The sequence below is a fragment of the Streptomyces sp. NPDC088124 genome, from assembly GCF_040685895.1.
Classification (GTDB): Bacteria; Actinomycetota; Actinomycetes; order Streptomycetales; family Streptomycetaceae; genus Streptomyces.
The window spans coordinates 68,168-91,982 of the sequence record NZ_JBFBJB010000014.1 but is presented as its reverse complement, the minus strand read 5'-3'; the positions used below and the strand labels follow the sequence as shown (position 1 = coordinate 91,982).

Genomic DNA, 23,815 nt, shown 5'->3' with positions numbered 1-23,815 from the left:
CCAGGCTCATCGGGGCCGGGGCCGGGCCGGAGTCAGGACCGGTGCCCGGCCAGCGTCCGGCCGACGGCGTCGGCGAACCCGCCGACCACCGTTGCGGCGACCGGGACCGCCGGGAAGCGTGAGCGCAGGAAGAGCCCCTCGTGCGTGCGGGAGAACCAGAACTGCGCGTCGTCGGCGGTGGTGACGCTGCTGATGTGGTGGGCGTCGGCCGCCCGGTGGTGCTCCGAGCCGGGCAGCCGCCGGTAGTCGATGTACGACACCATGAACACGTCGTCCCGCGTCCGCCGGAAGGTCCCGCCCAGCACCGGCAGGACCTGCGCGAACGGCACCTCGGCCAGTGTCCGCGCCGCCCGGAAGGCGTCCCGCGCGGCGGGTACGCCGTCCTCGATCCCGCGCACGCCGGTGAGGTCCAGGGTGAGCGGGGCGACCGTCGTGAACCAGCCCACCGCGTGCGTCCACCGCGCCTCGTACCGGGTGTGCAGCGGTGTGCACAGCCGCAGGACGTCGCCGCCGCCGAGCCGGCGCGCGGCCAGGGCGACGGCGGTGAGCACGCCGGTGAAGCCGCTGCCCCCGGCCGCCCGGCAGCGCGCCTCGAACGCGTCCGCCGCGTCCGCGCCGAGCAGTGGCCGGGTGTCGGTGCCCTGCGGGGCCCGGGCGCCGGGCGGTACGCCGAGGGGGAGCGGGAAGGCGGGCGTGGTCCCGCCGCAGCCGGCGAAGAACTCCGCCCACCCGCGCACCCGCGGATCCCCGGCGTCCACCGGCCGCGCCGCCGAGACCTGCTCGGCCTCCTCGGCGCAGTAGTCGACGAAGCTGCCGGTAGCGGGCGGAGAGCCGGGACCGGTACCGGCGGGACCGTCACCGGCACCCGCGGCCTTGGCCTCGGCGTAGCCCTCCCGGATCTCCCGCACCGCGACGGCCAGCGAGTAGGCGTCGGCATTGCAGTGGTCGAACCCGCAGAACACGGTCCCGCCGCCGGGACGCACCACCACGGCGAAGAGGTACGAGGGCCAGCTCAGCGGCCGGCAGGTGGCGCCGAGCCGCCGGGTCAGCCACTCCCGGGCGCCCCCGCCGCTCGGGTACGTTCCGGCGTCCCGCGCGACCAGTTCGTACGCGGAAGCCGCCACGACGTACCGCTCCGGCTCCGTGCCCTTCCCCCGGAAGCCGCTGCGCAGCGTCTCGTGCCGCCGCCCCCACGCCTCGAACGCGGCGCGCAGCGCGTCGAGATCGACGGGCCCGGGCGGGAGGTCGAAGGCGCAGGCGAGCCAGTGCCCCGAGCCGGCCGGGGTGTACTCCGCGGTGGCGAGATGGAACCGCTGGTTGACGGAGGGCGGGACGGGGACGGCGGGGGAGCCGGCCGCCGCGTGGAGGGCGGCGGGGGACGGCACGAACTCGACCGCCCGGCCGGGCGGGGGCGCGTACCGGTCCATCGTCGTGACGCGCACGGAGTCAGTCCCCCGTGGCCCGCACCCGGTACTCACCGGTCCGGGCGATCTCGCGCAGTACGTCCCGCAGCCGCTCCAGGAAGCGCGGTACGTTCGCGCGGGCCGCCGCGGTGTCCGGGTAGGTGACCTTGACGTACGTACGGTCCCAGAGGCGGTTCACCCAGATCGGCACGTCCGTGCTGGTCCCGGGCCCGGCGAGCCCGTGGCAGTTGGCCTCCGCCCAGTCCTGCGAACCGGGCGCGTGGCGCAGGTCGACGTACGACACCATGGGCAGCACGGCCCCGGCGCCCGGCTGCACCGCCAGCCCCGGGACCAGCTCGGCGACCCGTACCGGGGAGACCCCGGCCAGCTCGCGCGCCCGCGCGAAGGCGGTCCGGGCGCCGGTCAGCACCTCGGCGAGCCCGCCGCCCGCCGAGCCTGCCGCGTCCCCCGCCTCTGGACCGACCGGACCGACCGGACCGACCGGGACGACCGGGAACTCGACGGGGACGAGGTTGATGAACCACCCCTGGGAGAGCAGCCAGCGCGGCTCGTCCCGGGTGTGGACGACGGAGAGCGCGCGGTACGTGTCGTGGCCGCCCAGTTCGTACCCGCTGATGCCGAGCGCGGCGAGCACCCCGGCGGAGAACCCGGCGCCGTGGGTCCGGCAGACCTTGGCGAAGGCGTCCGTCTCCGCGGCGTCGAGCAGGTCCAGGGAGAGCGAGAGCTTGGGGTAGGCCGCGCCCGGCTCGGTGCCCAGGTCCAGCGGGAAGGTGGGCGGCGGCCCGGCGCGGAAGAACTCCAGCCAGCGGCGCACCTCGGGCGAGTCGGCCGTCAGCAGCGCGGACCGCTCCCGTTCCAGGGCGCAGAAGTCGACGTAGCTGCCGGTCTCGGGGAGCTCCGCGACCGTCCCGGCCACGGCCGCCTCGTACAGCGCGCGCAGTTCGGCGAAGACGAGGAGCGCGGAGAGGCCGTCGCTGTGACAGTGGTCGACGGCGTAGTAGACGGTCGAGACATCGTCCCGTACCACCGCACCGACCACGAAGGGCGGCCAGTCGAGCGGGTCCGTACCGGTGTCGAAGAGCTCCAGCAGCCAGTCGCGGATGGCGGCGGGGGAGTCGTACGCGCCGGCGGACGCGGCCTCGACCGACACCCCCGCGGGATCGACGACATGGCGCAGAATGCCTCCGCCGTCCTGGACGGACTGGACGGAGAACCAGCTGAGCAGGGTCGGGTGGCGCAGCACCCACGCGCGCAGCGCCGAGGCCAGGGCGCCGGTGTCCAGCCGCCCCGGCACGTCGTACATGATCCCGACCCACGCGGACTGGGCCCGGCCCGCCGCCCGGTGGGCGAGCAGCCGCCGTACGTGGTTCTCCTGGACGTACGAGGGCGGCACCGGTGAGACGGCGGAGGTGGCCGAGGCGGACGCGGGTACCTGGAAAGTCACCAACTCACCCGGTGCGGGCGTGAGTTCGGCGATGGGGGTCATCAACACGGGGCGGGCTCCTGCTGCCGGGCGGGCACGAGGTCCCGCGGAAGTACGTTCTTGACATGGACCGCCGTGCCGGGCACGCCCTCGGCGGCGAGGCGCCGCATCAGCCGCCCGGTCCCGGCGACGAGGCGGGAGACGGCGTGCCGGGCGGGTTCGGTGGCGGGGTGGCGGAAGCTCAGATGGACGCCGTCGTACGAGCGGTTGACCCAGAGGTAGACCTCGTCGGGATGGACGCGGCGGCTGCGCAGCGCCGCCGCCTTCCACTCGCCCCACCGGCGGGCGCCGGGCGTCCTGCGCATGTCCATGTACGACACGACGAACCGCGGCTCCAGCCGCCTCCCGAGCAGTTCGGAGACCCGGGGGAACGGTATCGCCGCCATCTCCCCGGCCCCGTCGAGCGCGGTGGAGGCGGCGGTCAGGATGTCGGCGAAGGAGTCGCCGCGGCGCACGGGGAAGCGGAGCGGAGCCAGCCCGACGTACCAGCCGACGGAGTGCGCCCACCGGGCGTCGCCGCGCGTGTGGAACGGCGTGAGCGCCCGGAACTCACCGGACTCCCACCCCAATTCCCTCTCCCCCTGTTCCTCCTCGCGGGCGGCGAGGGCGAGACAGGTGAGGACACCGGTGAGGAAGTTGCCGCCGTGGGGGCGGCAGGCGCGCTGGAAGGCATGGGCCGCGTCGGCGTCGAGCAGCAGCTCGCACCCCCCGATCTGCTCCCGCCCGGAACCGCCCGAGCCACTCCGCTCACCCGGATCACCCAGCCCACCCCGCTCCCCCCGTCCCCGTGCGGGAAATTCGGGAAGCCCGCCGCCCCCGGAGCCAAGGAATTCCCGCCACCGTACGACGGCCGCGTGCTCGGTGTGCACGAGCGCCGCGTATTCACGTTCGATGTCGGCGAAGTCCAGATAACTTCCGACTTCGGTCAGCGCGGCCCGGGTTCCGGAGGCGACCGCCGCGTACAGCTCATGTATTTCATGGGCGATGAGCAGGATGGAATACCCGTCCACATTTGAGTGGTCGAATCCGAGATACAGCGTGTGCCCATCGGCGTGTTCGACCGTCGCGAACACGAAGGACGGCCAGGCGAGCGGATCGGTCTCCGCGTCGAACACCTCCTCAATACGGGAGGCGAGCGACTTCCCGCACGCGAAATTCCCCTCGACGGTGCGCCGCAGCGACACACCTCCGACCGGCAGGGTGTCGCGCCGCAGCCCGCCGCGTGACGTCTCCTCCGGCACCAGCCGGCTGCGCAGCGACTCATGCCGATCGATCCACGCGAGCAGCGCCGCTTCCAGCACCCCGCCCCCGCCCTCTGTCCTTGCCTCTCCAGGCAGCTCAAAAGCAGTGGCCAGCCAGGCGGGATCCCGTTCCGTGCCGCGCCCACCCGCCAACGCGCCGGCGATATGCGCCTCCTGCACATACGAGGCGGCCCGCCCATCGGCGACCCACCCAGCGGCGCCCTCCACGCCCTGCCGCGTCCCTTGTTCCACACCTCGCGGCACGGCCCGCCAGACGGTCAGGAGTCCCGGCGTCACATTCAACTCGTCCATACTCGTGAATTTCACGTGCCTGCCCTGCGCTCAGTTTTTGCATGTGGGGGGGTGAGCGTGGCGAACGACCTGTTTCCCCGGTATTCCACCGGGGTTTCATTCCACTCCGCGTCGGGGGAGGTCTTCGCCACTCGGCGTCCGGCGGACAGCGGTGGCCATCGGCGCGAGACGGGATCGTGGCGCGGATTCCGTCGGTGGTGAATGCTACGCAGATCCGAGCGGCCGCTGCAACGTGTCAAATGTCAGGCATTCGCGGGGCGTTGGCAATTAGGGCACACCGGGGGCACATCGTTTTCACGTCTGTGTAACGTGAGTTGCCGGATCCACTATTCGGCGGAGTTCGTGCCTGCCGGGCGCGGGAAGGGACGGTCACCCGGACTGGCCGACTCTGCTTCCAGGGCGGCGCGCAGCCACTCCTGGGCGGCGCCGAGCGTCGGTTCGAGGGGGCCGGACAGTTCGCCGCTGAGTTCCCAGTAGCGGTCGAGGACGGGATCGGCGGTCACCGTGAGCAGTACGCGCAGCCGCCGCCGGAATTCGGGGGTGTCCCGGGCGCCGTACGTACGGGCGTGCGCGGCGACGAAGCAGTCGAGCGCGTCGCCCCCGTACGGCGCGCGCCGGGCCCGCAGCTCCGCGGAGGCCAGGTCGAACGCCTCGCTGAGCCCTTCGTAGAGCACGGCCGGGCGCACCTCCTCGTCGGTCCTGCCGCACATGGACCGGCCGGCCGGGGAGCGCCAGTGGTCGGCCGGCGGCCTGGCGCCGGAGACGAGCGCGTGCAGCCGGGCGAAGGCCAGGACCTGGTCGGGCGCCGGATCGGCGGGCGGCTGCGGAACCACCGCGTCCACGATCGAGGCGCGCAGCTTGGCCGGCAGCCGCACCGGCAGCTCACGGCGCCAGAAGCGCGCGAGCGCGGCGGTGCTGGGCGGCGCGGTCACGGCGCCGATGAGGCGCAGCCGCTCGGCGCGTTCCCCGGCGGCGCACTCCCGGAGCGACCGGAGCGCGGCCTCCTGCCAGCGCAGGGCGGCCAGTCGCGAGCCGAGTTCCCGCAGCCGCCGGGCGACGACGTCCTCCAGCGCGGCCTCCTCGCCGAGGACCCGGCCCACGTCGGGGACCGGCAGGTCGAGGGTGCGCAGCGAGCGGATCAGCCGGAGCCGGTCGAGCGCCTCGGGTCCGTACCGGCGGTGGCCCCCGGAGCTGCGGGCGGTCTCGGGCAGCAGCCCGCGGTCGGAGTAGAAGCGGACGGTCTTGACGGTGACGCCCGCGCGCCGGGCCAGCTCCCCGATGCTCCACGTGCCGTCGCCGTCCCACGTGCTGTCGTCCACGGCTTGAACCTCCCTCAAGGGGAGTTCCTACGGTACCGGCGTACGCGATCGGTGTACGAGATCGGTGATCGGAAATCGGAGGGGGCGGTGGCCATGACCACGTTCGTGCTGGTGTCGGGCGGTCATACCGGTGGCTGGGTGTGGCAGGAGGTGAGCGCCCGGCTGCGGGCGGCGGGCGCCCAGGTGTACGAGGCGACGCTCACCGGCATGGGCGACCGCCGGCACCTGGCGGGCCCGGACACGGACCTGGAGACGCACATCCAGGACCTGGTGAACCTGCTGGACACCATCCCCGCTCCGGAGGGCGTGGTCCTGGTGGGCCACTGCTACGGCATCCACCCGGTGCTCGGCGCGGCGGACCGGCGCCCGGAGCGGGTCGCCCGGATCGTCCACCTCGACGCGGGCCTGCCCCAGGACGGCGACGTGGCGCTGGCGCTCGCCCCCGACCAGGCGATCCGCGACCGGCTGGCGGCGCGGGAGGCGGGGGAGGCACCGAACGGGCACGAGTGGCTGGCGGACCCGCCGTCCGCCGCCGAACCCGAGCGCTGGGGCGGCACGGCCGGTCTCTCCGAGGCCGCGCTGGACCGGCTGGTCCGGCACGCCGCGCCCCAGCCGCTGGGCACGCTCACCCAGCCGCTCCGCCTGACGCACGCGGACGCGCTCGCCGCGCTGCCGACGACCGGCATCTTCTGCACGGCCAACGGCTCGGGCATCGCGCAGGTCGAGTTGGTGGTGGCGACGGGACTGCCGCGCTTCCTGGCGCTGGCCGAACCGTGGGTGGGCTTCTTCGAACTGGACACCGGCCACTGGCCGATGCTCTCGGTCCCGGACGAGCTGGCCGGCGTACTCCTGCGGGCGGCGGCGGACGAAGGACACCGCGTCACGGCGGAGCGGCGCGAAGGCCCCACGAACGAGCGGCCGTTCATCCTGGACGTGGCGACCGTTCCGAACGTGACCGATCGACCGTCGACCGGCGGCGTGGAACGAACGGAACGCACGACCACGTACTTCCCCGAGACGCATACCTCCACGTCCACGTCCCGCCCCGTCCCTCCGCCCAGCCCGGCGATCGTCTTCGTCCATGGCGGCCCGCTCCCCGCCGACACCCGCCCCACCCCCCGGGACTGGCCGCTCTTCACCGGTTACGGGCGGTACGCGGCGAGCCTGGGAGCCGTCGGCGTCACGGTGGATCACCGCCTGCACGGGCTGACCGACTACGCCCGCGCCGCCGAGGACGTCGTCGCGGCGGTCGAGCGCGTACGGGCCGATCCGCGCGTCGACGGGGAGCGCGTCGCCCTGTGGTTCTTCTCCGGCGGCGGACTCCTGCTGGCGGACTGGCTCGCGGCGCCGCCGCCATGGCTCCGGTGCGTGGCGGCGACGTACCCCGTGCTCGCGCCGATCCCCGGCTGGAGCCTGGTGGAACCGCGCTTCCGTCCCGCGGCGAGGATCGCCGGCGCCGGGCCGCTGCCGATCGTGCTGACCCGGGTGGGCAGGGAGCGGCCGGAGATCGCGGCGACGGTCGAGGAGTTCCTGACCGCGGCCGAGGGCAGCGGGGCGAGGGTGGAGGTGATCGACGTGCCGCTCGCCCACCACGGCTTCGACGCCTTCGACCACGCCGCCGACCCCGAGGCGGTCGAGCAGGCGCGGCGCGCGGTGGAACGAGCGGCGCGATCGGTGCTGGCCGCGCTGACGGCGAGCCCGGGGGACCGGCCCTCGTAAAGGCGCCCGCCCGGCCCCCGGCCCCTGCGAAAAGCCGACACCTGTACCCAAGGCGTACTCCCGCACGCCGTACGGACGGTCGAGAGGTGAACGGGCGGAGATCACGCCGCGCCGGGGGCCGGATACCGGCACTCTGCTGAGTGTCGATCCGAGTGACGCCGGGTGGAGGGGGAGCACGTTGCGGCAACGGCAGCGGCGGCAGTGTCAACGACGGCAGTGGCACGGGCGATGCCACCGGCCGGTGGCATACGTATGACGGCCGAACGGCCCGACGATACGTCCGCCTCGCCGGCCGGGGTGCCGCGCCACGTCGCGTGCGTGATGGACGGGAACGGCCGGTGGGCCGCGCGGCGCTCCCTGCCGCGTACGTCGGGGCACCGGGCGGCGGAGTCGACGGTGATCGACGTCATCGAGGCGGCCAGGACGGCGGGGGTGGAGTGGCTGAGCCTGTACGCGTTCTCCACCGAGAACTGGCGGCGCCCGAGCGGTGAGGTCGACTTCCTCATGGGTCTGGTGCGCCGGGTGGTGCGCAAACACGCCCCGCTGCTGCACGCGCGCGGCATCCGCTGCCGGTTCCTCGGCGTGACGGACCCGAGGATCCCCGCGCCGCTGGCCCGGGACTTCGCCGACCTGATGACGCTGACCGGCGCGAACCGGGGTCTGACGCTGACCGTGGCGTTCGACCACGGCGGGCGCGGCGACATCGTCGAGGCGGCGCGTTCCCTCATCCGCAGTGGGGTGCCGGCCGACGCCGTCGACGAGCGGCGGTTCGCCGCTCATCTGCCCTTTCCCGACACGCCCGACGTGGACCTCGTCATCCGGACCTCCGGCGAACAGCGCATCTCCAACTTCATGCTCTGGCAGGTGGCCTACGCCGAGTGGATCTTCCCGCAGGTGCTCTGGCCCGACTTCCGCGCACCGCACTTCCTGGAGTGCCTGGGCGCCTACCGGCAGCGCGACCGCCGCTTCGGCGCGGTGGCGCCGTACACGAACGGAGAACCGCACCCGTGACGGACACGCACATCAGCGAACCACCGCAGCCGGGATCCCTCTTCGGCCCCGACTCGCAGTTCCACCGGTTCTTCAACGATCCGCGCTGGGCCCTGGCCGTGGTCAGGGCCACGGTCCTGGAGGCGGCCCACCCGCGGATCGGCGCCGCCCTGACCGACAACTCCACGTTCGTGGCCCATCCGTGGCGGCGGCTGCGCAACACCCTCGTGAGCCTCCAGCGCATGTTCGGCCCCGACGACGACGCCCGGCGCAAGGAGGCCGCGCGGCTCAACCGCCTGCACGCGCGGCTGAGCGGCACCGACGCGCGGGACCGGCCGTACGACGCGATGGACCCCGAGGTCCGCGCCTGGGTGGTCGCGACGCTCTTCGAGAGCTCCGTCACCATGTGCCGGCTGAGCGGACAGCCGCTCGACCAGGAGACCATGGAGCGGCTCTACGCCGAATACCACGCGTTCCTGGCGGCGTTGGGGGACGCCCCGGGCCATCTGCCGCCAACCCTCGCGGAGTTCTGGCCGTACTACGACCACATGGTCGAGGAGGTACTGGAGAACACGGAGGCGCTGCGCATCATCCTCTACAAGCTCTTCGACCATCTTCCGGCACCGCCCCTGCTGAACGGCCTGCCCACCGTCTGGGCGGCGGGCCGCGCGTTCGCCGGGCCGGTCCTCGGCGCGATCACCGTGGCGTCCCTCCCCGAGTCCTTCCGCCGGCGGGCGGGCCTCCCCGAGGTCCCGGGGGCCCGGACCCTGATGCAGGGCGCCTACCTGGCCGCCGGCCTGGCCCGCTTCCTGCCCGAGAACTGGCTGCGGACCGAGAACGTCACCGAACTGCTGTCCCTGACCTGGCCCCCGGACAGCGACGCCGGTGAATTCGCCCAGGCCGCGACCCTCACCGCGCTGCGCGGCCGGATGAAGCGGGCGGGGGCCCTGTTCCGGCTGGTCACGCCGTTCCCCGTGCCGTCCGGTCCCGCCGAGGAGACCCCGACCCGGCGGAGCGCCGACGAGTTCTTCACCGCGGTGCTCGACCAGACCGGCAACGGCTATCTGGACTGGCCCGATCTCGCCGCCATGGCACGGGAGTTGTCCACTCGCCTCGATCTGGACGAACCGGCGGAGACCAGGCTCTACCAGGCGTTCGCCGAGTGGTGGCGGGAACTCCAGGCGGCCCTCGACACCGATGGCGACGGCCGCGTCAGCAAGGAGGAGTACGCCGCCGCTGTCCCCTCCCTGGCCGGACCCGCGCTGATCAGGGTCGCCGAAGTGCTCTTCGACGTCACCGACGCGGACGGCAACGGGTACATCGACGCGGACGAGTACCGGACCCTCTTCCGCACCGGCTTCCGACGCACCGTGGCCGACGCCGAAGGAAGGTACTCCCGCGCGGCCTTCGTCAAGGACTTTCTCTCCTTCATGTCCGGCCGCCGCGGCTCGACCCCGTACGACCCGCTGCTCGCGAACGCGTAGCGGATCGTGGTGCAGCCGATCCGGCGTGAGCGGCGGTCGAAAGGGACTGACAGATCCTCGTCGTGGTGCTTATGATCCCGGGGATGAAGAACTCCTCCTCGTACGGATCGGGGGAATCATTCGCACAAGGTGAGTGCTGATGGCACATCACCTCGCGAATCGGATTCCCGCCCACCTGTTGATGTGGCAGCGCGTACGTGAGTACGCCGTGCCGCCGTCCATGATCGAGACCGCGACCGCACGACGTGCGGTCGGCGATTGGGCGGGGGCCTGTGCCGCCGCCCGGGTCGACCCCGATCTCGATCTGCGCGCCGTGCGCGACCGCCACGGCACTGATCTCGTCACCCGCCTTCGTGCGGATCTGCGTCGGCTGGCCCCGGACCTGCTCCGATGGCACATGCCCCGGATCGCCCCCGACGGGCGGCTCCGGCCCGGCCTGACCATCTCCCTCGCCCGCTACCGGAGTTCCGGCGCCACACCGTTGCATTTGGTGGTGCGGACACCGCCGGCCTGGGCGGACGCCGGGCAGCGGATGTCCCTGACGCTGTGGGAGGAGTCGGGGACCGGCGCCCCGAAGCATCATCCTCACCCGCATCCCGACCGGCGTTTCCGGCTCGACCTGCACCGGCATCTCTGGGACTCCGGGCGGTGCGGCGAACTGAGGTGGCGATGCGGCACGGCCGGGGCTCCGTTCCCGGCACGGCTCGCTGAGCCCTACCTGCCGGACCTGCCCGACCGGTCCGCCGTCCACGGTTGCTCGTGGGCGACGGCACGGTGGGCCGCCGAGGCCGAGCTGCTGCTGGGAGCCGAGGGCCGCCCTCGCGGGGCCTTCACTGTGCGACTCGGTGCGCGGAGCCGCGCCGTGCTCGAACTCGTCGCCCCCGACGAAGCCCATGCCCCGACGGTACGGCCGCTCCGGGAGGCACTGCCGCCGCAGGAGGTCGCGGTGCTTCCGGTGCTGCCGGAAGCGGCGGCCCGGGTCCTTCCGGATCTGGAGCTGCTGCGGGCAGGGCTGGTCGCGCCCGACCGGCTGCATCCGCTCGTCGCCACAGCACTCGCGGTGGCCGGTTCGGCGGCGGCGGTCGGCTCCGCCCGCCGGCCCGACGACCCGCATCGGGTGGAGTGCCGGGGCGACATCCACCGGATCGCGCTGCGGGACGGCGTACTGGCGGCGATCGACCACGATCCGGCACAACTGCGCCGGGAGGAACTGCTGGTGGCGCTCGGCGGGCCCGCGCTGCCCTGCCTGCGGGCCATCGACGCGGTGCACCGCGAACCGGAGGCACTGCCCGCGGTCCGGGAACGGCTCGGCCACGGTGACGTCGTCGGGGCGCTGGACGTGGTCGAGAAGTTGCTCGGTCCCGGTGCGGTCCTGCGTGACGGGCCGCTCCGCGAGGAACTGGAGTCGGCCGCGGCCCGCCGCATCGACCACGGACTCTTCCGCTCGGGGCTGGTCGCCGTACACCCCGCCGCTGGTGCGTCCGGGGGCGGGAACGCCTCCGGCCCGGGGCGCGCGGAGCCGGGCCACCGGCCGCGGCCCGACCGCCGTATGCCCGCCGCGATGCGCCGCAAGCGGAGCAGCAGGGCAAGGCCCCGTACCGGCCTGTTCTGATCCGCCTGCCGGGCGGTCGCCCGACCGGCTGCCCCACCCACGTCCCGCGCGTCCCGCGAGCCGCACAACCCCACCATCCCACCACCGCCGGGACGGGCCGTCCCGTTCCCTGATCCCACCCAGGTGATGCCCATGACCTCCAGTACCCTCCTGCCCGCCCCTGCCGGTACGCCCCCGCTCACCCCCGTCGGCCCGTCCGGAACCGACCCCCAACTCGGCGTCGCCGAGGACCTCTTGTCCCTGTTGCGGACCACCACCACCGAGCTGCGCCCCGATGAGCAGCTCGAAGCCCTCACCCTGGCCGTCGCGGCCGACCTGCCCGTACTGCTGTGGGGCGAGCCGGGCATCGGCAAGACCGCGGCCCTGACGCAGCTCGCCGCCTCTCTCAACCTGCCGCTGTCGACCGTGATCGCCAGCGTCCACGAGCCGACCGACTTCTCCGGGCTGCCCATCGTCGGCGACGACCCGGCGGTGCAGGGGGTGCCGATGGCGCCGCCGCAGTGGGCCGTGGAACTCGTCCGGGCCGGGCGGGGGTTGCTCTTCCTGGACGAACTCTCCACGGCCACCCCGGCCGTCCAGGCCGCGCTGCTCCGGGTCGTCCTGGAGCGGAGGGTCGGCGCGCTGCAACTGCCGCCAGGAGTACGGATCGTGGCCGCCGCCAATCCGCGCGCGTCGGCGGCGGACGGGTGGGAGCTGAGCCCTCCGCTGGCGAACCGGTTCGTGCATCTGTACTGGGTGCACGACCGGGAGGTGGTGGTGCGCGGGCTGGGCGGGATCTGGCCCCGGGCGGAGCTGCCCCGGCTGGTGCCGGAGCGGCTGGCGGAGGCGGTGGCCTACGCCCGGCGCGCGGTGTGCGGTTTCCTGGAGGCCCGGCCGACGCTGATCCACCGGCTGCCGAGCAGCGAGACGCGGCGCGGCGGTGCCTGGCCGTCGCCCCGGAGCTGGGAGGCCGCGCTGACCTTGCTGGCCTTCGGTACGGCGGCCTCCGCCTCCCGGGAGGTGCTGGCGCTGCTGGTGCGAGGCGCCGTGGGGGACGGGCCCGGGCTCGAACTCCTCGCTCATCTCGACCGGATGGAACTGCCGGACCCGGAGTCGTTGCTGGCCGATCCGGCCTCCGCCGAGCTGCCGGAGAGAGGCGATCTGCGGCAGGCCGCGCTGGAGGCGGTGGTGGCCGCCGTAGGGGCACGGCCGCAGCGGGCACGGTGGGAGGCGGCTTGGGCGGTGCTGGTCCGGGCGCTGGAGACCGGCGTCCCGGACCTGCTGGTCGCTCCGGCCACGGCGCTGGCCGCGCTGCGGCGCGACGACTGGGAGGTGCCGGAGGCGCTGGAGCGGCTGGCCGGGGTGATCGGGCTCGTCCGGCTGGCGGATCAGTCGGTGGGGCGGACCACGGCGGTGGCCGGTGCCGGGCGCCCGACGGAGGTGCACCGATGACGGGGGCCGCGAAGCGCCCGGTGCCGCACCCGATGTCCCGGCCCTCGCCGCCGCGCCCGGCGCGGGCCACCGTGCCGGGGCCGCCGACCGGCTCCGGCGGGCCGTACGGCCGGACCGGACTCCCTCTGGACATGGAGAAGCTGCTGGCTGCGCGGCTGCACGCGGTGAAGGTCCGTCCCTACCTGGCCGGCGCGCTCTTCGCACTGCACGTGGTGGAGGACCGGTCGGTGCCGACGATGGCGGTGGACGCGTACTGGCGCTGCTACGTCTCCCCCGGCTTCGTGGCGCGCACTCCGGTGGAGGAACTGGCGGGCGTCTGGGTGCATGAGGTCTCCCACCTGCTCCGGGATCACCACGGGCGGGGCGAGCGGTATGCGCGGCAGTACGAGGAGTACGGGCCGGGCGAGCGGCTGCGGAGGAACATCGCGGCCGACTTCGAGATCAACGACGACATCTACGGTGACGGTCTGCCCCTGCCCGCCGGGGCGGTTTTGCCGTCGCTGCTGCGGCTGCCGGACGGGCTGCTGATGGAGGAGTATCTGCGGAGGTCGTCGATGTCCGGGTCTGCCGCGGACCTGGCCTGGCTGGACTGCGGCAGCGGGGCCGATGGAGAGCACCGTTCGTGGGAACTGGGGCCCGACGGGGCACACGGGCTGAGCAAGCAGCAGCGGGACGCGGTCCGTTTCCGGGTTGCCGAGGGGATCAAGGGGCGGCCGGGCGACGCTCCGGAGGGATGGCGCCGGTGGGCGGACGAGGCATTCCATCCACCGCAGCCCTGGAAGCAGTTGCTGGGGGCGGCGGTCCGTTCCGCGGTGGGTGCGTCGGGACAGGGCGAGGACCACAGCTACCGACGTCCGTCCCGCCGATCGGCCGCTGTTCCCAAGGTGCTGCTGCCCAGCCTGCGCCGCATGCCGCCCCGGGTCTGCGTCGTGATCGACACCTCAGGGTCGGTGAGCGACGCCGAGCTGGGCAGCGCGCTGCTGGAGGTGGCGGCGCTCTCGCGATCGGTGGGCGGGCGGCGAGACCTGGTGTCGGTGATCTCCTGCGACGCGGCGGCCGGAGTGGCCGTCCCGCTCTGCCGCGCCGAGAGCATCGAACTGGTCGGTGGCGGGGGAACGGACCTGCGCTCCGGTTTCGCCCGGGCGCTCCGCTCCCGGCCCCGCCCGGATGTGATCGTCGCCCTGACGGACGGTCAGACCCCCTGGCCCTCCGCACCGCCACCCTGCCGCACCGTCGTCGGCCTCTTCCCCCGCCCGGCGAGCGCGGCGGACGAGGAAGACCCGGACTACGCCCCGGACACCCCGCCGTCCTGGGCCCGCGTCGTCACCATCGGCTGAGAAAGCACAGCGACGCGACACCACCACCGGGATGCCTCGCGGGACGGGCGGAGGAAGAACCCTTCCACCCGAGGATGCCGTGCCGCACCGAGACGACGCCCCGGGCCAGGCACGCGCCCACCGAGAGCTGGCACCGGCCGACTCGGGTGGGGCTTCTGAACGATGTCGTACGGCGGTGAACGCAACCAGAACCGCAACCACTGCCGACCTACTTGCCGTGCTCCGGGCCGTACCACTGCAGGGCTTGCCCGGTCACCGCGGCGACGCATTCGAAGTCGTGATCGCGATGGAGCAGGGTGAGCCCCTGGAGCTCAGCGGTCGCGGCGATGACCAGGTCGACAGCTCCGGCACTTCGGTGCCTCCCCTGTTTGGTGAGGGCTTCCTGGACCTGCCAGGCGCGGTCGTAGGCGCGGTCGTCGACGGGAACCCAGCCGAAGATCAGCTGCATGTCCTCGATGCCGCGCGTCCGGTCGGCAGCTGACCGTGCGCTGTAGAAGAACTCGAGTTCGGTAATCGGGCAGGTCGCGATGAGGCCGGCCGCGGCGGCCTGGTCCCAGCCGTACTGCTCGGCTTCCCCGCGCATGAACCGCGCGAGCGCGCTGGTGTCGATCAGGAACTGGGCCGCGTTCACCGGCGGTAGTTCTCCTTGTTCTCGAACAGTTCCAGATCAAATGCGCCGTCGCCCGCCGCGGCCCGCAGCCGGGCGAGAGCCAGGGCGCGACGCCGACTCTCCAGCACCTCGCGAAGAGCGGTGTTGACGGTCTCCTTCTTGGTGTTCGTCCCGAGGGCTTTCGCCACGTCCGCGACCAGGTCGTCGTCCAGGTCGATAACCGTCCGACTCATGCAAGCCTCCTGATATCAAATGTGGGATAAAGTATACCTCGCGAGGTGCTTTATGGGCTGTCATCGTGCGCCTCGGCCTGGCCACCGGGTCCTACGTGGGCATGACGGCCTGATGGGCTTTACCGGGTCGGGAAGTCATAGCTGTCAGTGTCCGCTTGGTGACGGCAGTACGGAATGGAGTCTCCGGCTGTACGGATTACTGATGGCGCGTAGGTGGTGTCGTCCGGGGAGTCTCGTTCCCCTCGGCACGCCAACGAGGCACGCATGTGTTTCTACCTCTCCGCTCTGCTGACAGCGGTCGACGAGATACGAAGCAATCTCCTCGCGGGGAGTCCGGTCGTCGTGGAGAGCTACTTCGCCCGCTGTCTCGCCAACCACCGGGCCTTCGGTGTCGACCTCGACGTCACGCTGCCCTCCGGCCTGCCGCAGCCCGTCACGTACCTCTTGGTCTGTACGGAGGACGAGCGCCGGCGCCGCCTCGCTCACCGGGACAAGCCGGTCTCCCGATGGGACGTCCTCGCGGAGAACGCCGCCGAAAGGATCACCCACGCCTACGCCCAGTTCCCGACGCACCACGTCGACACCACGGGGCTCGGGCCCGACGAAGTCTGTCGCGCGATCCTCTGAGGAACGAGTCGCTCCCGGAGCCACCATCGCGATCATCGGCGCGAGCGACGGCAGATTCGTCGTGCCGCTCGCAGCCGCCGGCTACCGCGTCATCGCCGTAGAACGCGACCCGCTCGCCCTGCACGGTGGCAGCGTCCACCTTCCGGGCGATGAGAATGCCCGCACGACGGGACTCATCGACCGCCTCAAGCTCCAAGCGCTCCATGACCGTGTCCAGGTCGTGGAGGAGGACTTCCTCCAGGCCGAGCCCCTGGGCGTGCTCTGCGACGCCGTCTGGACAAGCTGTTCCTGGCATTACAGTGCCAACCACCACAGTCCACTGGGGGAGTTCGTCAGCCGCATGCAGGCGATGGTGCGGCCGGGCGGCCTGTTCGGCGCGGAGTTCATGATGCCCGTCACGCAGCGCCACTATCTGATCGAGCACTACACGTCGCCGGAGAAGCTGAGACGCCACTTCATAGGCGACTGGGATGTTCTGCTGACCCTGCGGACCAACGAATTCACCGAGCGGGCACACGTCGGCCAGCTCCACGACCACACCCACCGTATGGGCCTGCTCCTTGCGGCTCACACAACCGACTCCGCCCATCACCAGGAGAAGAAGGACTCATGAAGCACGAGTACGAGGCCAAGTTCCTTGCCGTCGACGTAGCCGACCTCCAGGCCCGGCTGACCGCGCTCGGTGCGGTCCAGGCGTTCCCGCGCACCCTCCTCACCCGCAAGATCTTCGAGAACGACGCGCTCGACGGCGGTGCCTGGGTACGTCTGCGCGACGAGGGTACGCGTTCGACGCTCACGCTCAAGCAGGTCACCGATGCCACCACGATCGACGGCACCACGGAGATCGAGACCGAGGTCACGGACCTGCACGCCATGGCCGAGATTCTCCGGAACGTCGGCATGCGCGAGGTCCGCTACCAGGAGAACTACCGCGAGGAGTGGCGCCTGGGCGAGGTCGCCTTCGACTTCGACACCTGGCCGGACCTCCCGACGTTCGTCGAGATCGAGGGCCCCGACGAGGCATCCGTCCGGCAGGCCGCCGCGCTCCTCGAACTCGATTACTCCGAGGCACGGTTCGGCAGCGTCGACGAGATCTACAAGAGCGAGGCCGGCCGCGACATCCTGGCCGAACCCACCCTCCCCTTCGCCGGCGTGGAGAAGAACGCCGGATCGGTCCCGGCGTCCGCCCAAGGCCGCTGATCGCAGGGGCTGAGTCGTGCTGATGGAAGTGGCCGTACCTCAGCAGCTGATACGCGGTATGGCCGGGTTCGCCCGCGGCGCTCCGCCTACCCCGGCAGCCATCACGACTGGAAGCGGCTGCTGGGCGACGCGGGGGTTCGGAACGCCCGGTTGCATGATGCCCGGCACACAGCCGCCACCGTGCTCATACTGCTCGGTGTCCCGGCGCCCGTCACTGATCAGATCATGGGGTGGGCGCCGGGCACGTCCGACAGCGTGCGGGCGAGGTACCCGCATGTGCCCGACGCCATGCTCAAGGACGTGGCCCCGAAGATCGCCGAAGCCATCTGAGGGCCCCGGCCACGCCCGCTGTGGACAAAAACCAGGACAACGAGGTCTGAGGACAACGTCGAAGGGCCCCACCTCGCGGTGGGGCCCTTCGACGTATTGCCCGGTGAGAGCAATGGCGGAGGATACGAGATTCGAACTCGTGAGGGGTTGCCCCCAACACGCTTTCCAAGCGTGCGCCCTAGGCCACTAGGCGAATCCTCCGCGGCAAACAATACAAGACGCTGGGCCGTGCTCGCGAACTCGTTCGTGGGGTCCCGGATCAGGTACTGTGTGCGGAGCCCCTCACGTGGCGCTAACTGACTGAACTCCCCCAGGGCCGGAAGGCAGCAAGGGTAGGTCGGCTCTGGCGGGTGCGTGGGGGGCGCTTGCGTTGTGGGGTGGCGGTGGGAGGCGGGTTTGTCGTAGGGGGCCGATATCGTCGTAGGTGTGTCGTCCCTTGCGCTGTACCGCCGTTATCGCCCCGAGTCGTTCGCCGAGGTCATTGGGCAGGAGCATGTCACTGACCCGCTGCAGCAGGCCCTGCGCAACAACCGGGTCAATCACGCCTACCTGTTCAGCGGGCCGCGTGGCTGTGGGAAGACGACCAGTGCGCGCATCCTCGCGCGGTGTCTGAACTGCGAGCAGGGGCCCACGCCCACCCCGTGCGGTACGTGTCAGTCGTGCCGGGACCTGGCCAGGAACGGGCCGGGGTCGATCGATGTCATCGAGATCGACGCGGCTTCGCACGGTGGCGTGGACGACGCGCGTGATCTGCGGGAGAAGGCGTTCTTCGGGCCTGCCGGCAGTCGTTACAAGATCTACATCATCGACGAGGCGCACATGGTCACCTCGGCGGGGTTCAACGCCCTGCTGAAGGTGGTCGAGGAGCCGCCGGAGCATCTCAAGTTCATCTTCGCGACCACCGAGCCCGAGAAGGTCATCGGGACGATCCGGTCGCGTACGCACCACTATCCGTTCCGGCTGGTGCCGCCCGGGACGCTGCGTGACTATCTCGCCGAGGTGTGCGGCAGGGAGGGCGCCGTCGTCGCGGACGGGGTGCTGCCCCTCGTCGTACGGGCGGGCGCCGGGTCCGTGCGTGACTCGATGTCCGTGATGGACCAGTTGCTGGCCGGCGCGGCCGACGACGGTGTGACGTACGCCATGGCGACGGCCCTGCTCGGGTACACGGACGGTTCGCTGCTGGACGCCGTGGTCGACGCGTTCGCCGCGGGGGACGGCGGCGCGGCCTTCGAGGTCGTGGACCAGGTCATCGAGGGCGGCAACGACCCGCGGCGCTTCGTCGCAGACCTGTTGGAGCGGCTCCGGGATCTGGTGATCCTGGCGGCCGTGCCGGACGCGGGGGAGAAGGGGCTGATCGACGCCCCCGCCGATGTCGTCGAGCGGATGCAGGCCCAGGCGTCCGTCTTCGGCGCCGCCGAGCTGAGCCGGGCCGCCGATCTCGTCAATACGGGGCTGACGGAGATGCGTGGCGCCACCTCGCCCCGGCTCCAGTTGGAGCTGATCTGCGCGCGAGTGCTGCTGCCCGCGGCGTTCGACGACGAGCGTTCGGTCCAGGCCCGCCTCGACCGGCTGGAGCGGGGCGCCGCCGCCTCGGCCTCGGTCGCCGGGGCCGCCTTCTCCGGCGCGGGGGCCGGGCCCGTGGCCGGGTATGTTCCCGGGCCCGGCGGCCACGCCCCCGTACCGCCGCCCGCTCCGGTGGAAGATCCCGCCACTGCCGCCGCTCGGGCCGCCGCGGCGGCGCAGGCCGCGCAGGCCGCCGCGCAGGCCGCGCCCGCCCAGCCCGCTCCGTCGGCCCCGGCACCCGCGCCGGCTCCCGCTCCCGCCGCCGAGCCCCAGCGGCCCGGGGCCTGGCCCGGTGCCGGTGCCGCCGGTGCCGCCGAGACCGGGCGGCGCCCCGGCGGCTGGCCCACCGCCTCCACACCGGGGCAGGGCGTGCACCAGGGCGCCGGCGCGCAGCCGCCCGCCCCGGCCTCCGGTCCCGCGCCCGGCACCGGCCCCGCCGCGGGCGCAGGGGCGGGAGTGGCGAGCCCGGGCATGGCGCAGGGCGCCGGGCAGGTACGGCACATGTGGCCGGACATCCTGGAGGCCGTCAAGAACCGCCGCCGCTTCACCTGGATCCTGCTCAGCCAGAACGCGCAGGTCGCAGGGTTCGACGGGACGACCCTCCAGGTCGGCTTCATCAACGCGGGCGCCCGCGACAACTTCACGAGCAGCGGCAGCGAGGCGGTGCTCAAGCAGGCCCTCGCCGAGCAGTTCCAGGTCCAGTGGAAGATCGAGGCGATCGTCGACCCGTCCGGCGGCACCGCGCCCCCGGCACCGTCCGGCGGCGGTGGGGGCGGCGGGGGCTACGGAGCTCCCGGCGGCGGTTACGGCGCGCCCGCCGGCGGCGGGGGAGGCGGTTACGGGACCCCGCCCGGCGGCGGTGGCTACGGCGCGCCCTCGGGCCCCGGCCCCGGACCGGGCCAGGGACCGGGCGGCCCCGGTCCCGGCTCCGGCTCAGGACCCGCGCCGGCCTCCCAGGCATCGCGGCCCGCGGCGCCCGCGCCCGCCCGCCCCGAGCCGCCGCGCCCCGACAACAGACCCGCGGCACCGCCCCCGCCGCACACCGTGGCCCCGGAGGACGACACGGCGGAGGAGGACGATCCGGATCTCGTCGACTCCGCCCTCTCCGGTCACGACCTGATCGTGCGCGAGCTGGGAGCGACCGTTGTGGAGGAATATACGAACGAATGAGGGACCGCCCTTCGGCGTCTCGTCCCATGGCCCGCACATGGGCCGGCGCCCCCGCCCGGTTAGGCTGCCCCTCGTGAAGGTCCTTGTCATCGGCGGCGGCGCCCGCGAACACGCCCTGTGCCGCTCTCTCTCCCTCGACCCCGAGGTCACCGCTCTCCACTGCGCGCCCGGCAACGCCGGCACCGCCGAGGTGGCCGAATCGCACCCGGTGGACGCGCTGGACGGCGCGGCCGTGGCCCGCCTCGCCACCGAGCTGGGGGCGGAGCTGGTCGTCGTCGGACCCGAGGCGCCCCTGGTGGCCGGGGTCGCCGACGCCGTACGGAACGCGGGCATCCCCTGCTTCGGTCCCTCGAAGGAGGCCGCCGAGCTGGAGGGCTCGAAGGCGTTCGCCAAGGACGTGATGGCCGCGGCGAACGTACCGACGGCACGCAGTTACGTCTGTACGACCCCGCAGCAGATCGACGACGCGCTCGACGCGTTCGGCCCGCCCTATGTCGTCAAGGACGACGGGCTCGCGGCCGGCAAGGGCGTCGTGGTGACCGGCGACCTCGCCGTGGCCCGCGCGCACGGGCTCGCCTGCGGCCGCGTCGTCATCGAGGAGTTCCTCGACGGACCGGAGGTCTCGCTCTTCGCGATCACCGATGGTGAGACGGTCCTGCCGCTCCAGCCCGCCCAGGACTTCAAGCGCGCGCTCGACGGCGACGAGGGCCCCAACACCGGCGGCATGGGCGCGTACTCCCCGCTCCCGTGGGCCGATCCCAAGCTGGTGGAAGAGGTCCTGGAGACCGTTCTGCAGCCCACGGTCGACGAACTGCGCCGCCGGGGCACGCCGTTCGCCGGACTCCTGTACGCGGGCCTCGCGATCACCGGCCGCGGTGTACGGGTCATCGAGTTCAACGCCCGCTTCGGCGACCCCGAGACCCAGGTGGTGCTGGCCCGCCTCAAGACCCCGCTGGCCGGTGTCCTGCTGGCGGCGGCCGAGGGGAATCTCGCGGCGCACCCCCCGCTGGCCTGGCGCGACGACGCGGCGGTCACGGTGGTCGTCGCCTCGCACAACTACCCGGACACCCCGCGCACCGGCGACCCGATCGAGGGGCTGGACGAGGTCGCGGCCCAGGATGGACCCGACGCGTACGTCCTGCACGCCGGAACCCGGCTGGAAGGCGGCACCACCGGCGCCGGCACGGTGGTCAGCGCGGGCGGGCGCGTGCTGTCCGTGACGGCCACGGGCAAGGACCTCACACAGGCCCGTGAGCGCGCGTACACGGCGCTGGGCCGGATCCGCCTCGCCGGTTCCCAGCACCGTACGGACATCGCGCGCGCCGCCGCGGACGTCCAGGAGGGCTGATCCGGGCGGTCTCCGTCACCACTGCCGTAGTTCTCCGTACGTAAGTTCTCTGTACGTATACGAGCCGCAGCCCCGTCGCCGGGCTGCGGCTCGTATACGTGTCCGCTGTCCGCTGCCCGCCGTCGCGTTCGCGGCTCGCCTACGTGCGGGTAGCCCCGGGGCGCCGCTCGTCAGCAGCTTTGACCAGAGCCATTCCATCGGGTGACGGTTGGGCCATCCGGATGACGGGTCTCCGGGGTCCAACTAGGGTGCGGCGCATGCGTTCCGGCACTTGGCCCACCGGCATTGCGATGTCAGTGGCGGGTGCCACAGTGGGGGAGTGAGCAACGCAGCCGAGGCGCCAGAGGGGGTGAGGTCCGACCATGTCCGGTTCCGGGATCGGTGACGAGCTGGGCGCCCAGGGTGCCCGGGTCCGTGCGCTCGCCGTGCTGCGGCTGCGCGGCCGGGCGCTGGCCGTCGCGCTGCTGCCCGCGGCCGTCGCCGTCGTGCTGCTGGCAGGCGGGGCGACGGGGCATCTCGCCGGCGCGGGGTGGAATGCCGCGCGCTGGGCGGTGACGGTTCTCGCCGTCGTCGTGCTGGCGCTGGCCGCCGCTGTCGCCGCCGTCGTCGTCCGCGCCAGGCCCGCTCTCAGCCCCACCGTCGCGGTCTCGGAGAAGGCCGCGCCCGATCTCTACCGTCTGGTGCGCGATCTCGCGGAGCGTCTCGACGTCCCCGTCCCCTCCGCCATAGCGCTGACCCCGGACTGCGACAGCTGGCTGGAGGACCGTACGCATCCCGGGCACGACCGGCCGCGTGAACGGATATTCGGTCGTGCACTCGGCCGGGCGGTTCCGCCGACGGCCGGACCGGCCGGCCCCGCCGGCGCGCCCACCGCCGAGCCGGTCGTCGAATCGGCCGCGCAACCGGTCCCCGGCACCCGGGGCGGCGTGGTGGGCCGCGGCGCCCGGCGCGCGGTCGTCGCCACGCCCGTCCTCGTCATCGGCTCGCCCTTCCTCTGGTGGATGCGCGTCGCCGAATTGCGCGCCGTCCTCGCCCCCGTCGTCGCCGGTACGGGGCTCTCCGCGCACCCGGACATAGCCGCTGCCCGGCGCTTCGTCCGGGGGCTCGACGCGGCGGTCGCCGTCGCGTCCGCCCCGGGCCTCGGCCCGGTCCGCAGGGTGGCCCTCGGCGCGGTCGCGCGCGTGGCCCGGGTGCTGCTGCGCGGCTGCGGCGAGCACGCCGCGCTGATGGAGCGCGGGGTGGCCGCCGCCGCGTCCGAGCGCGCCCAGGCGGTGGACTACGGACTGCGGATCGTCGCCCAGGAGCAGGTGGGCCTCGCGTACGCGGGGTGGGACCGGCTGCTCACACGCGTCGCGCTGCCCGCCTGGCGGATGGGCCGCTGGCCCTCCCGGCTCGACGCCGGGGTGGTCTCGGCCCTGACGGAGCTGTCCCGCCGCGACCGCCTCGCCGAGGGCTTCGCCTCCCGGCTCGGTGAGCGTCCCGCCTGCGACCTGCTCGAAGAACCGGGCGCGGTCGACGAGGCGGCCTCCCTGCTCGCCGCCCGTCTCTTCCACGGCGGCCCGGCCGAGGCAGGCCCCGACTGGTCCCCGGTGGACTGGCAGCAGTATCCGGAGGAGGTCGTCGACCGCAAGTGGCGTACGGAGGCCGCCCGGCTGCACCGCGTCCTGGACCGCATGGAGGTCGGCTCCGGGGTCGGTACGGCACGGGGCGCGGGCATCGGTTCGGGCGTCGGCGCGGGTGTCGGTACGGGCGTCGGAACCGGTGTCGGAAAGGGGGTCGGTGCGGGCATCCGCGCCGGTGCCGGTACGGGCGTGGGCACCGGGAGTTCCGTTCCCGCACCGGGGCCCACCCTGGCGCGCGTCATGGACCACCTCTCCCGCCCCGCCGACGCGAACGGCGAGACGGGCGAGGCCCTGGCCGCCGGCATCAGCGCCGAGCTGGCCAGGGAGGAGGCGGCGGCCCCGGTCGCCCCGGCCGAGGCGGGGAGCGACGCGCTCCCGCTCTGGGGCACCGACCCGCTGCCCCTGCTGCCCCTCCAGCCGCCCCGCACCGGCCGCGAACTGCTCGCCGACCACGTCACGGCGATGGTCTGCTGCTCCGCCGTCGACACGGCGGGCGCCGCCCCCGGCCTGGACTGGCTGGACGGCCCGGCCCTGCTGGTCGACGGCGTGCGCAAGGTCGATCTCGGCGGACGCGTCCTCAGCCTGGTCGAGGGCGGCGACGCGGAGCCGCTCCGCTCGTGGCTGGCCTCCCTCGGCGTCCGCGCGGAGAAGCCCGTACGCCTCGTGTGAGCCCCGGGGCCTACGGCGTACGGGTGGGGCCCGTACCCCGCCTGTAGGCCGTAGGCCACAGCATCGCCCCTGGCCTGCCCGTACGCCCCCG

Annotated in this window: 18 protein-coding genes, 1 tRNA gene, 1 other RNA gene and 1 pseudogene; 14 read left to right on the top strand and 7 right to left on the bottom strand. The window is 73.2% G+C overall.

Annotation, left to right across the window (positions count from 1 at the left end):
- Positions 1-32 precede the first annotated feature (32 nt).
- From AB0P17_RS13910 to AB0P17_RS13895, 4 genes are all read right to left on the bottom strand, one after another.
- Complete coding sequence (locus AB0P17_RS13910; RefSeq protein ID WP_365810627.1) at positions 33-1,442, bottom strand: condensation domain-containing protein; 1,410 nt, start codon at positions 1,440-1,442, stop codon at positions 33-35.
- A gap of 4 nt (positions 1,443-1,446) precedes the next feature.
- The gene (locus AB0P17_RS13905) at positions 1,447-2,910 is read right to left on the bottom strand and encodes a condensation domain-containing protein (protein WP_365810778.1); all 1,464 of its coding nucleotides are present in this window, start codon (positions 2,908-2,910) and stop codon (positions 1,447-1,449) included.
- Positions 2,910-4,460: a condensation domain-containing protein gene (locus tag AB0P17_RS13900; RefSeq protein ID WP_365810626.1), complete on the bottom strand. Its 1,551-nt coding sequence runs from the start codon at positions 4,458-4,460 to the stop codon at positions 2,910-2,912. Before AB0P17_RS13900 ends, AB0P17_RS13905 begins: the two co-directional genes overlap by 1 nt.
- A gap of 326 nt (positions 4,461-4,786) precedes the next feature.
- Positions 4,787-5,779, bottom strand: a complete 993-nt coding sequence (locus AB0P17_RS13895) for a MerR family transcriptional regulator (RefSeq protein ID WP_365810624.1) — start codon at positions 5,777-5,779, stop codon at positions 4,787-4,789.
- A 93-nt stretch (positions 5,780-5,872) separates the two neighbouring features.
- On the opposite strand from AB0P17_RS13895, the gene AB0P17_RS13890 reads away from it, so the two are divergent.
- The 6 genes from AB0P17_RS13890 to AB0P17_RS13865 all read left to right on the top strand — a co-directional run bounded on the left by AB0P17_RS13890 (position 5,873) and on the right by AB0P17_RS13865 (position 14,352).
- On the top strand, positions 5,873-7,498 hold the full coding sequence (locus AB0P17_RS13890) for an alpha/beta fold hydrolase (RefSeq protein ID WP_365810623.1): 1,626 nt from the start codon (positions 5,873-5,875) through the stop codon (positions 7,496-7,498).
- Positions 7,499-7,750: 252 nt separating this feature from the next.
- Positions 7,751-8,509, top strand: a complete 759-nt coding sequence (gene uppS, locus AB0P17_RS13885; protein WP_365810621.1) for a polyprenyl diphosphate synthase — start codon at positions 7,751-7,753, stop codon at positions 8,507-8,509.
- A complete protein-coding gene (locus AB0P17_RS13880) occupies positions 8,506-9,972 on the top strand; it encodes an oxygenase MpaB family protein (RefSeq protein ID WP_365810619.1) in 1,467 nt (488 codons plus the stop codon). The genes uppS and AB0P17_RS13880 overlap by 4 nt, the downstream gene beginning before the upstream one ends.
- Positions 9,973-10,111: 139 nt before the next feature.
- Positions 10,112-11,584, top strand: a complete 1,473-nt coding sequence (locus AB0P17_RS13875; RefSeq protein WP_365810618.1) for a hypothetical protein — start codon at positions 10,112-10,114, stop codon at positions 11,582-11,584.
- Between the two features lie 132 nt (positions 11,585-11,716).
- Positions 11,717-13,015 (top strand): MoxR family ATPase, encoded by a 1,299-nt coding sequence (locus AB0P17_RS13870; RefSeq protein ID WP_365810616.1) that lies wholly within the window; start codon positions 11,717-11,719, stop codon positions 13,013-13,015.
- Positions 13,016-13,146: 131 nt separating this feature from the next.
- Positions 13,147-14,352, top strand: coding sequence for a VWA-like domain-containing protein (locus AB0P17_RS13865; protein ID WP_365810776.1), 1,206 nt, complete (start codon positions 13,147-13,149; stop codon positions 14,350-14,352).
- 208 nt (positions 14,353-14,560) lie between these two features.
- Here AB0P17_RS13865 and AB0P17_RS13860 read toward each other — a convergent pair whose 3' ends face one another.
- Positions 14,561-14,983, bottom strand: coding sequence for a PIN domain nuclease (locus AB0P17_RS13860; RefSeq protein WP_365810615.1), 423 nt, complete (start codon positions 14,981-14,983; stop codon positions 14,561-14,563).
- Positions 14,980-15,195 (bottom strand): type II toxin-antitoxin system VapB family antitoxin, encoded by a 216-nt coding sequence (locus AB0P17_RS13855; protein ID WP_318325532.1) that lies wholly within the window; start codon positions 15,193-15,195, stop codon positions 14,980-14,982. The genes AB0P17_RS13860 and AB0P17_RS13855 overlap by 4 nt, the downstream gene beginning before the upstream one ends.
- A gap of 264 nt (positions 15,196-15,459) precedes the next feature.
- On the opposite strand from AB0P17_RS13855, the gene AB0P17_RS13850 reads away from it, so the two are divergent.
- The 4 genes and pseudogenes from AB0P17_RS13850 to AB0P17_RS13835 form a co-directional block, all read left to right on the top strand.
- Positions 15,460-15,822, top strand: coding sequence for a hypothetical protein (locus AB0P17_RS13850; RefSeq protein WP_365810613.1), 363 nt, complete (start codon positions 15,460-15,462; stop codon positions 15,820-15,822).
- 61 nt (positions 15,823-15,883) lie between these two features.
- A complete protein-coding gene (locus AB0P17_RS13845) occupies positions 15,884-16,435 on the top strand; it encodes an SAM-dependent methyltransferase (RefSeq protein WP_365810612.1) in 552 nt (183 codons plus the stop codon).
- Positions 16,432-17,022, top strand: a complete 591-nt coding sequence (locus AB0P17_RS13840; RefSeq protein WP_365810611.1) for a class IV adenylate cyclase — start codon at positions 16,432-16,434, stop codon at positions 17,020-17,022. Before AB0P17_RS13845 ends, AB0P17_RS13840 begins: the two co-directional genes overlap by 4 nt.
- Positions 17,023-17,121: 99 nt before the next feature.
- Positions 17,122-17,402 (top strand): annotated as a pseudogene (locus AB0P17_RS13835) (site-specific integrase); the annotation flags it as partial.
- A 63-nt stretch (positions 17,403-17,465) separates the two neighbouring features.
- Here the strand turns inward: AB0P17_RS13835 and AB0P17_RS13830 are convergent.
- Positions 17,466-17,553 (bottom strand) — tRNA-Ser (locus tag AB0P17_RS13830).
- A gap of 72 nt (positions 17,554-17,625) precedes the next feature.
- Between AB0P17_RS13830 and ffs the strand changes: the two genes are divergently transcribed.
- From ffs to AB0P17_RS13810, 4 genes are all read left to right on the top strand, one after another.
- Positions 17,626-17,724: signal recognition particle sRNA small type (ffs, locus tag AB0P17_RS13825), an RNA gene on the top strand.
- A 54-nt stretch (positions 17,725-17,778) separates the two neighbouring features.
- Positions 17,779-20,085 (top strand): DNA polymerase III subunit gamma and tau, encoded by a 2,307-nt coding sequence (locus AB0P17_RS13820; protein WP_365810610.1) that lies wholly within the window; start codon positions 17,779-17,781, stop codon positions 20,083-20,085.
- A 73-nt stretch (positions 20,086-20,158) separates the two neighbouring features.
- Positions 20,159-21,433 (top strand): phosphoribosylamine--glycine ligase, encoded by a 1,275-nt coding sequence (purD, locus tag AB0P17_RS13815; RefSeq protein WP_365810608.1) that lies wholly within the window; start codon positions 20,159-20,161, stop codon positions 21,431-21,433.
- A gap of 362 nt (positions 21,434-21,795) precedes the next feature.
- Positions 21,796-23,724 carry a hypothetical protein gene (locus tag AB0P17_RS13810; RefSeq protein ID WP_365810607.1) on the top strand — a complete coding sequence of 643 codons (1,929 nt, stop codon included), beginning with the start codon at positions 21,796-21,798 and terminating at the stop codon, positions 23,722-23,724.
- Positions 23,725-23,815 lie beyond the last annotated feature (91 nt).

Coding starts and splice junctions, on each gene's coding strand:
- AB0P17_RS13905 (WP_365810778.1), bottom strand. CDS start 2,910: ATGACCCCCATCGCCGAACTCACGCCCGCACCGGGTGAGTTGGTGACT.
- AB0P17_RS13900 (WP_365810626.1), bottom strand. CDS start 4,460: ATGGACGAGTTGAATGTGACGCCGGGACTCCTGACCGTCTGGCGGGCC.
- AB0P17_RS13890 (WP_365810623.1), top strand. CDS start 5,873: ATGACCACGTTCGTGCTGGTGTCGGGCGGTCATACCGGTGGCTGGGTG.
- uppS (WP_365810621.1), top strand. CDS start 7,751: ATGACGGCCGAACGGCCCGACGATACGTCCGCCTCGCCGGCCGGGGTG.
- AB0P17_RS13875 (WP_365810618.1), top strand. CDS start 10,112: ATGGCACATCACCTCGCGAATCGGATTCCCGCCCACCTGTTGATGTGG.
- AB0P17_RS13870 (WP_365810616.1), top strand. CDS start 11,717: ATGACCTCCAGTACCCTCCTGCCCGCCCCTGCCGGTACGCCCCCGCTC.
- AB0P17_RS13865 (WP_365810776.1), top strand. CDS start 13,147: ATGGAGAAGCTGCTGGCTGCGCGGCTGCACGCGGTGAAGGTCCGTCCC.
- AB0P17_RS13855 (WP_318325532.1), bottom strand. CDS start 15,195: ATGAGTCGGACGGTTATCGACCTGGACGACGACCTGGTCGCGGACGTG.
- AB0P17_RS13850 (WP_365810613.1), top strand. CDS start 15,460: ATGTGTTTCTACCTCTCCGCTCTGCTGACAGCGGTCGACGAGATACGA.
- AB0P17_RS13840 (WP_365810611.1), top strand. CDS start 16,432: ATGAAGCACGAGTACGAGGCCAAGTTCCTTGCCGTCGACGTAGCCGAC.
- AB0P17_RS13810 (WP_365810607.1), top strand. CDS start 21,796: ATGTCCGGTTCCGGGATCGGTGACGAGCTGGGCGCCCAGGGTGCCCGG.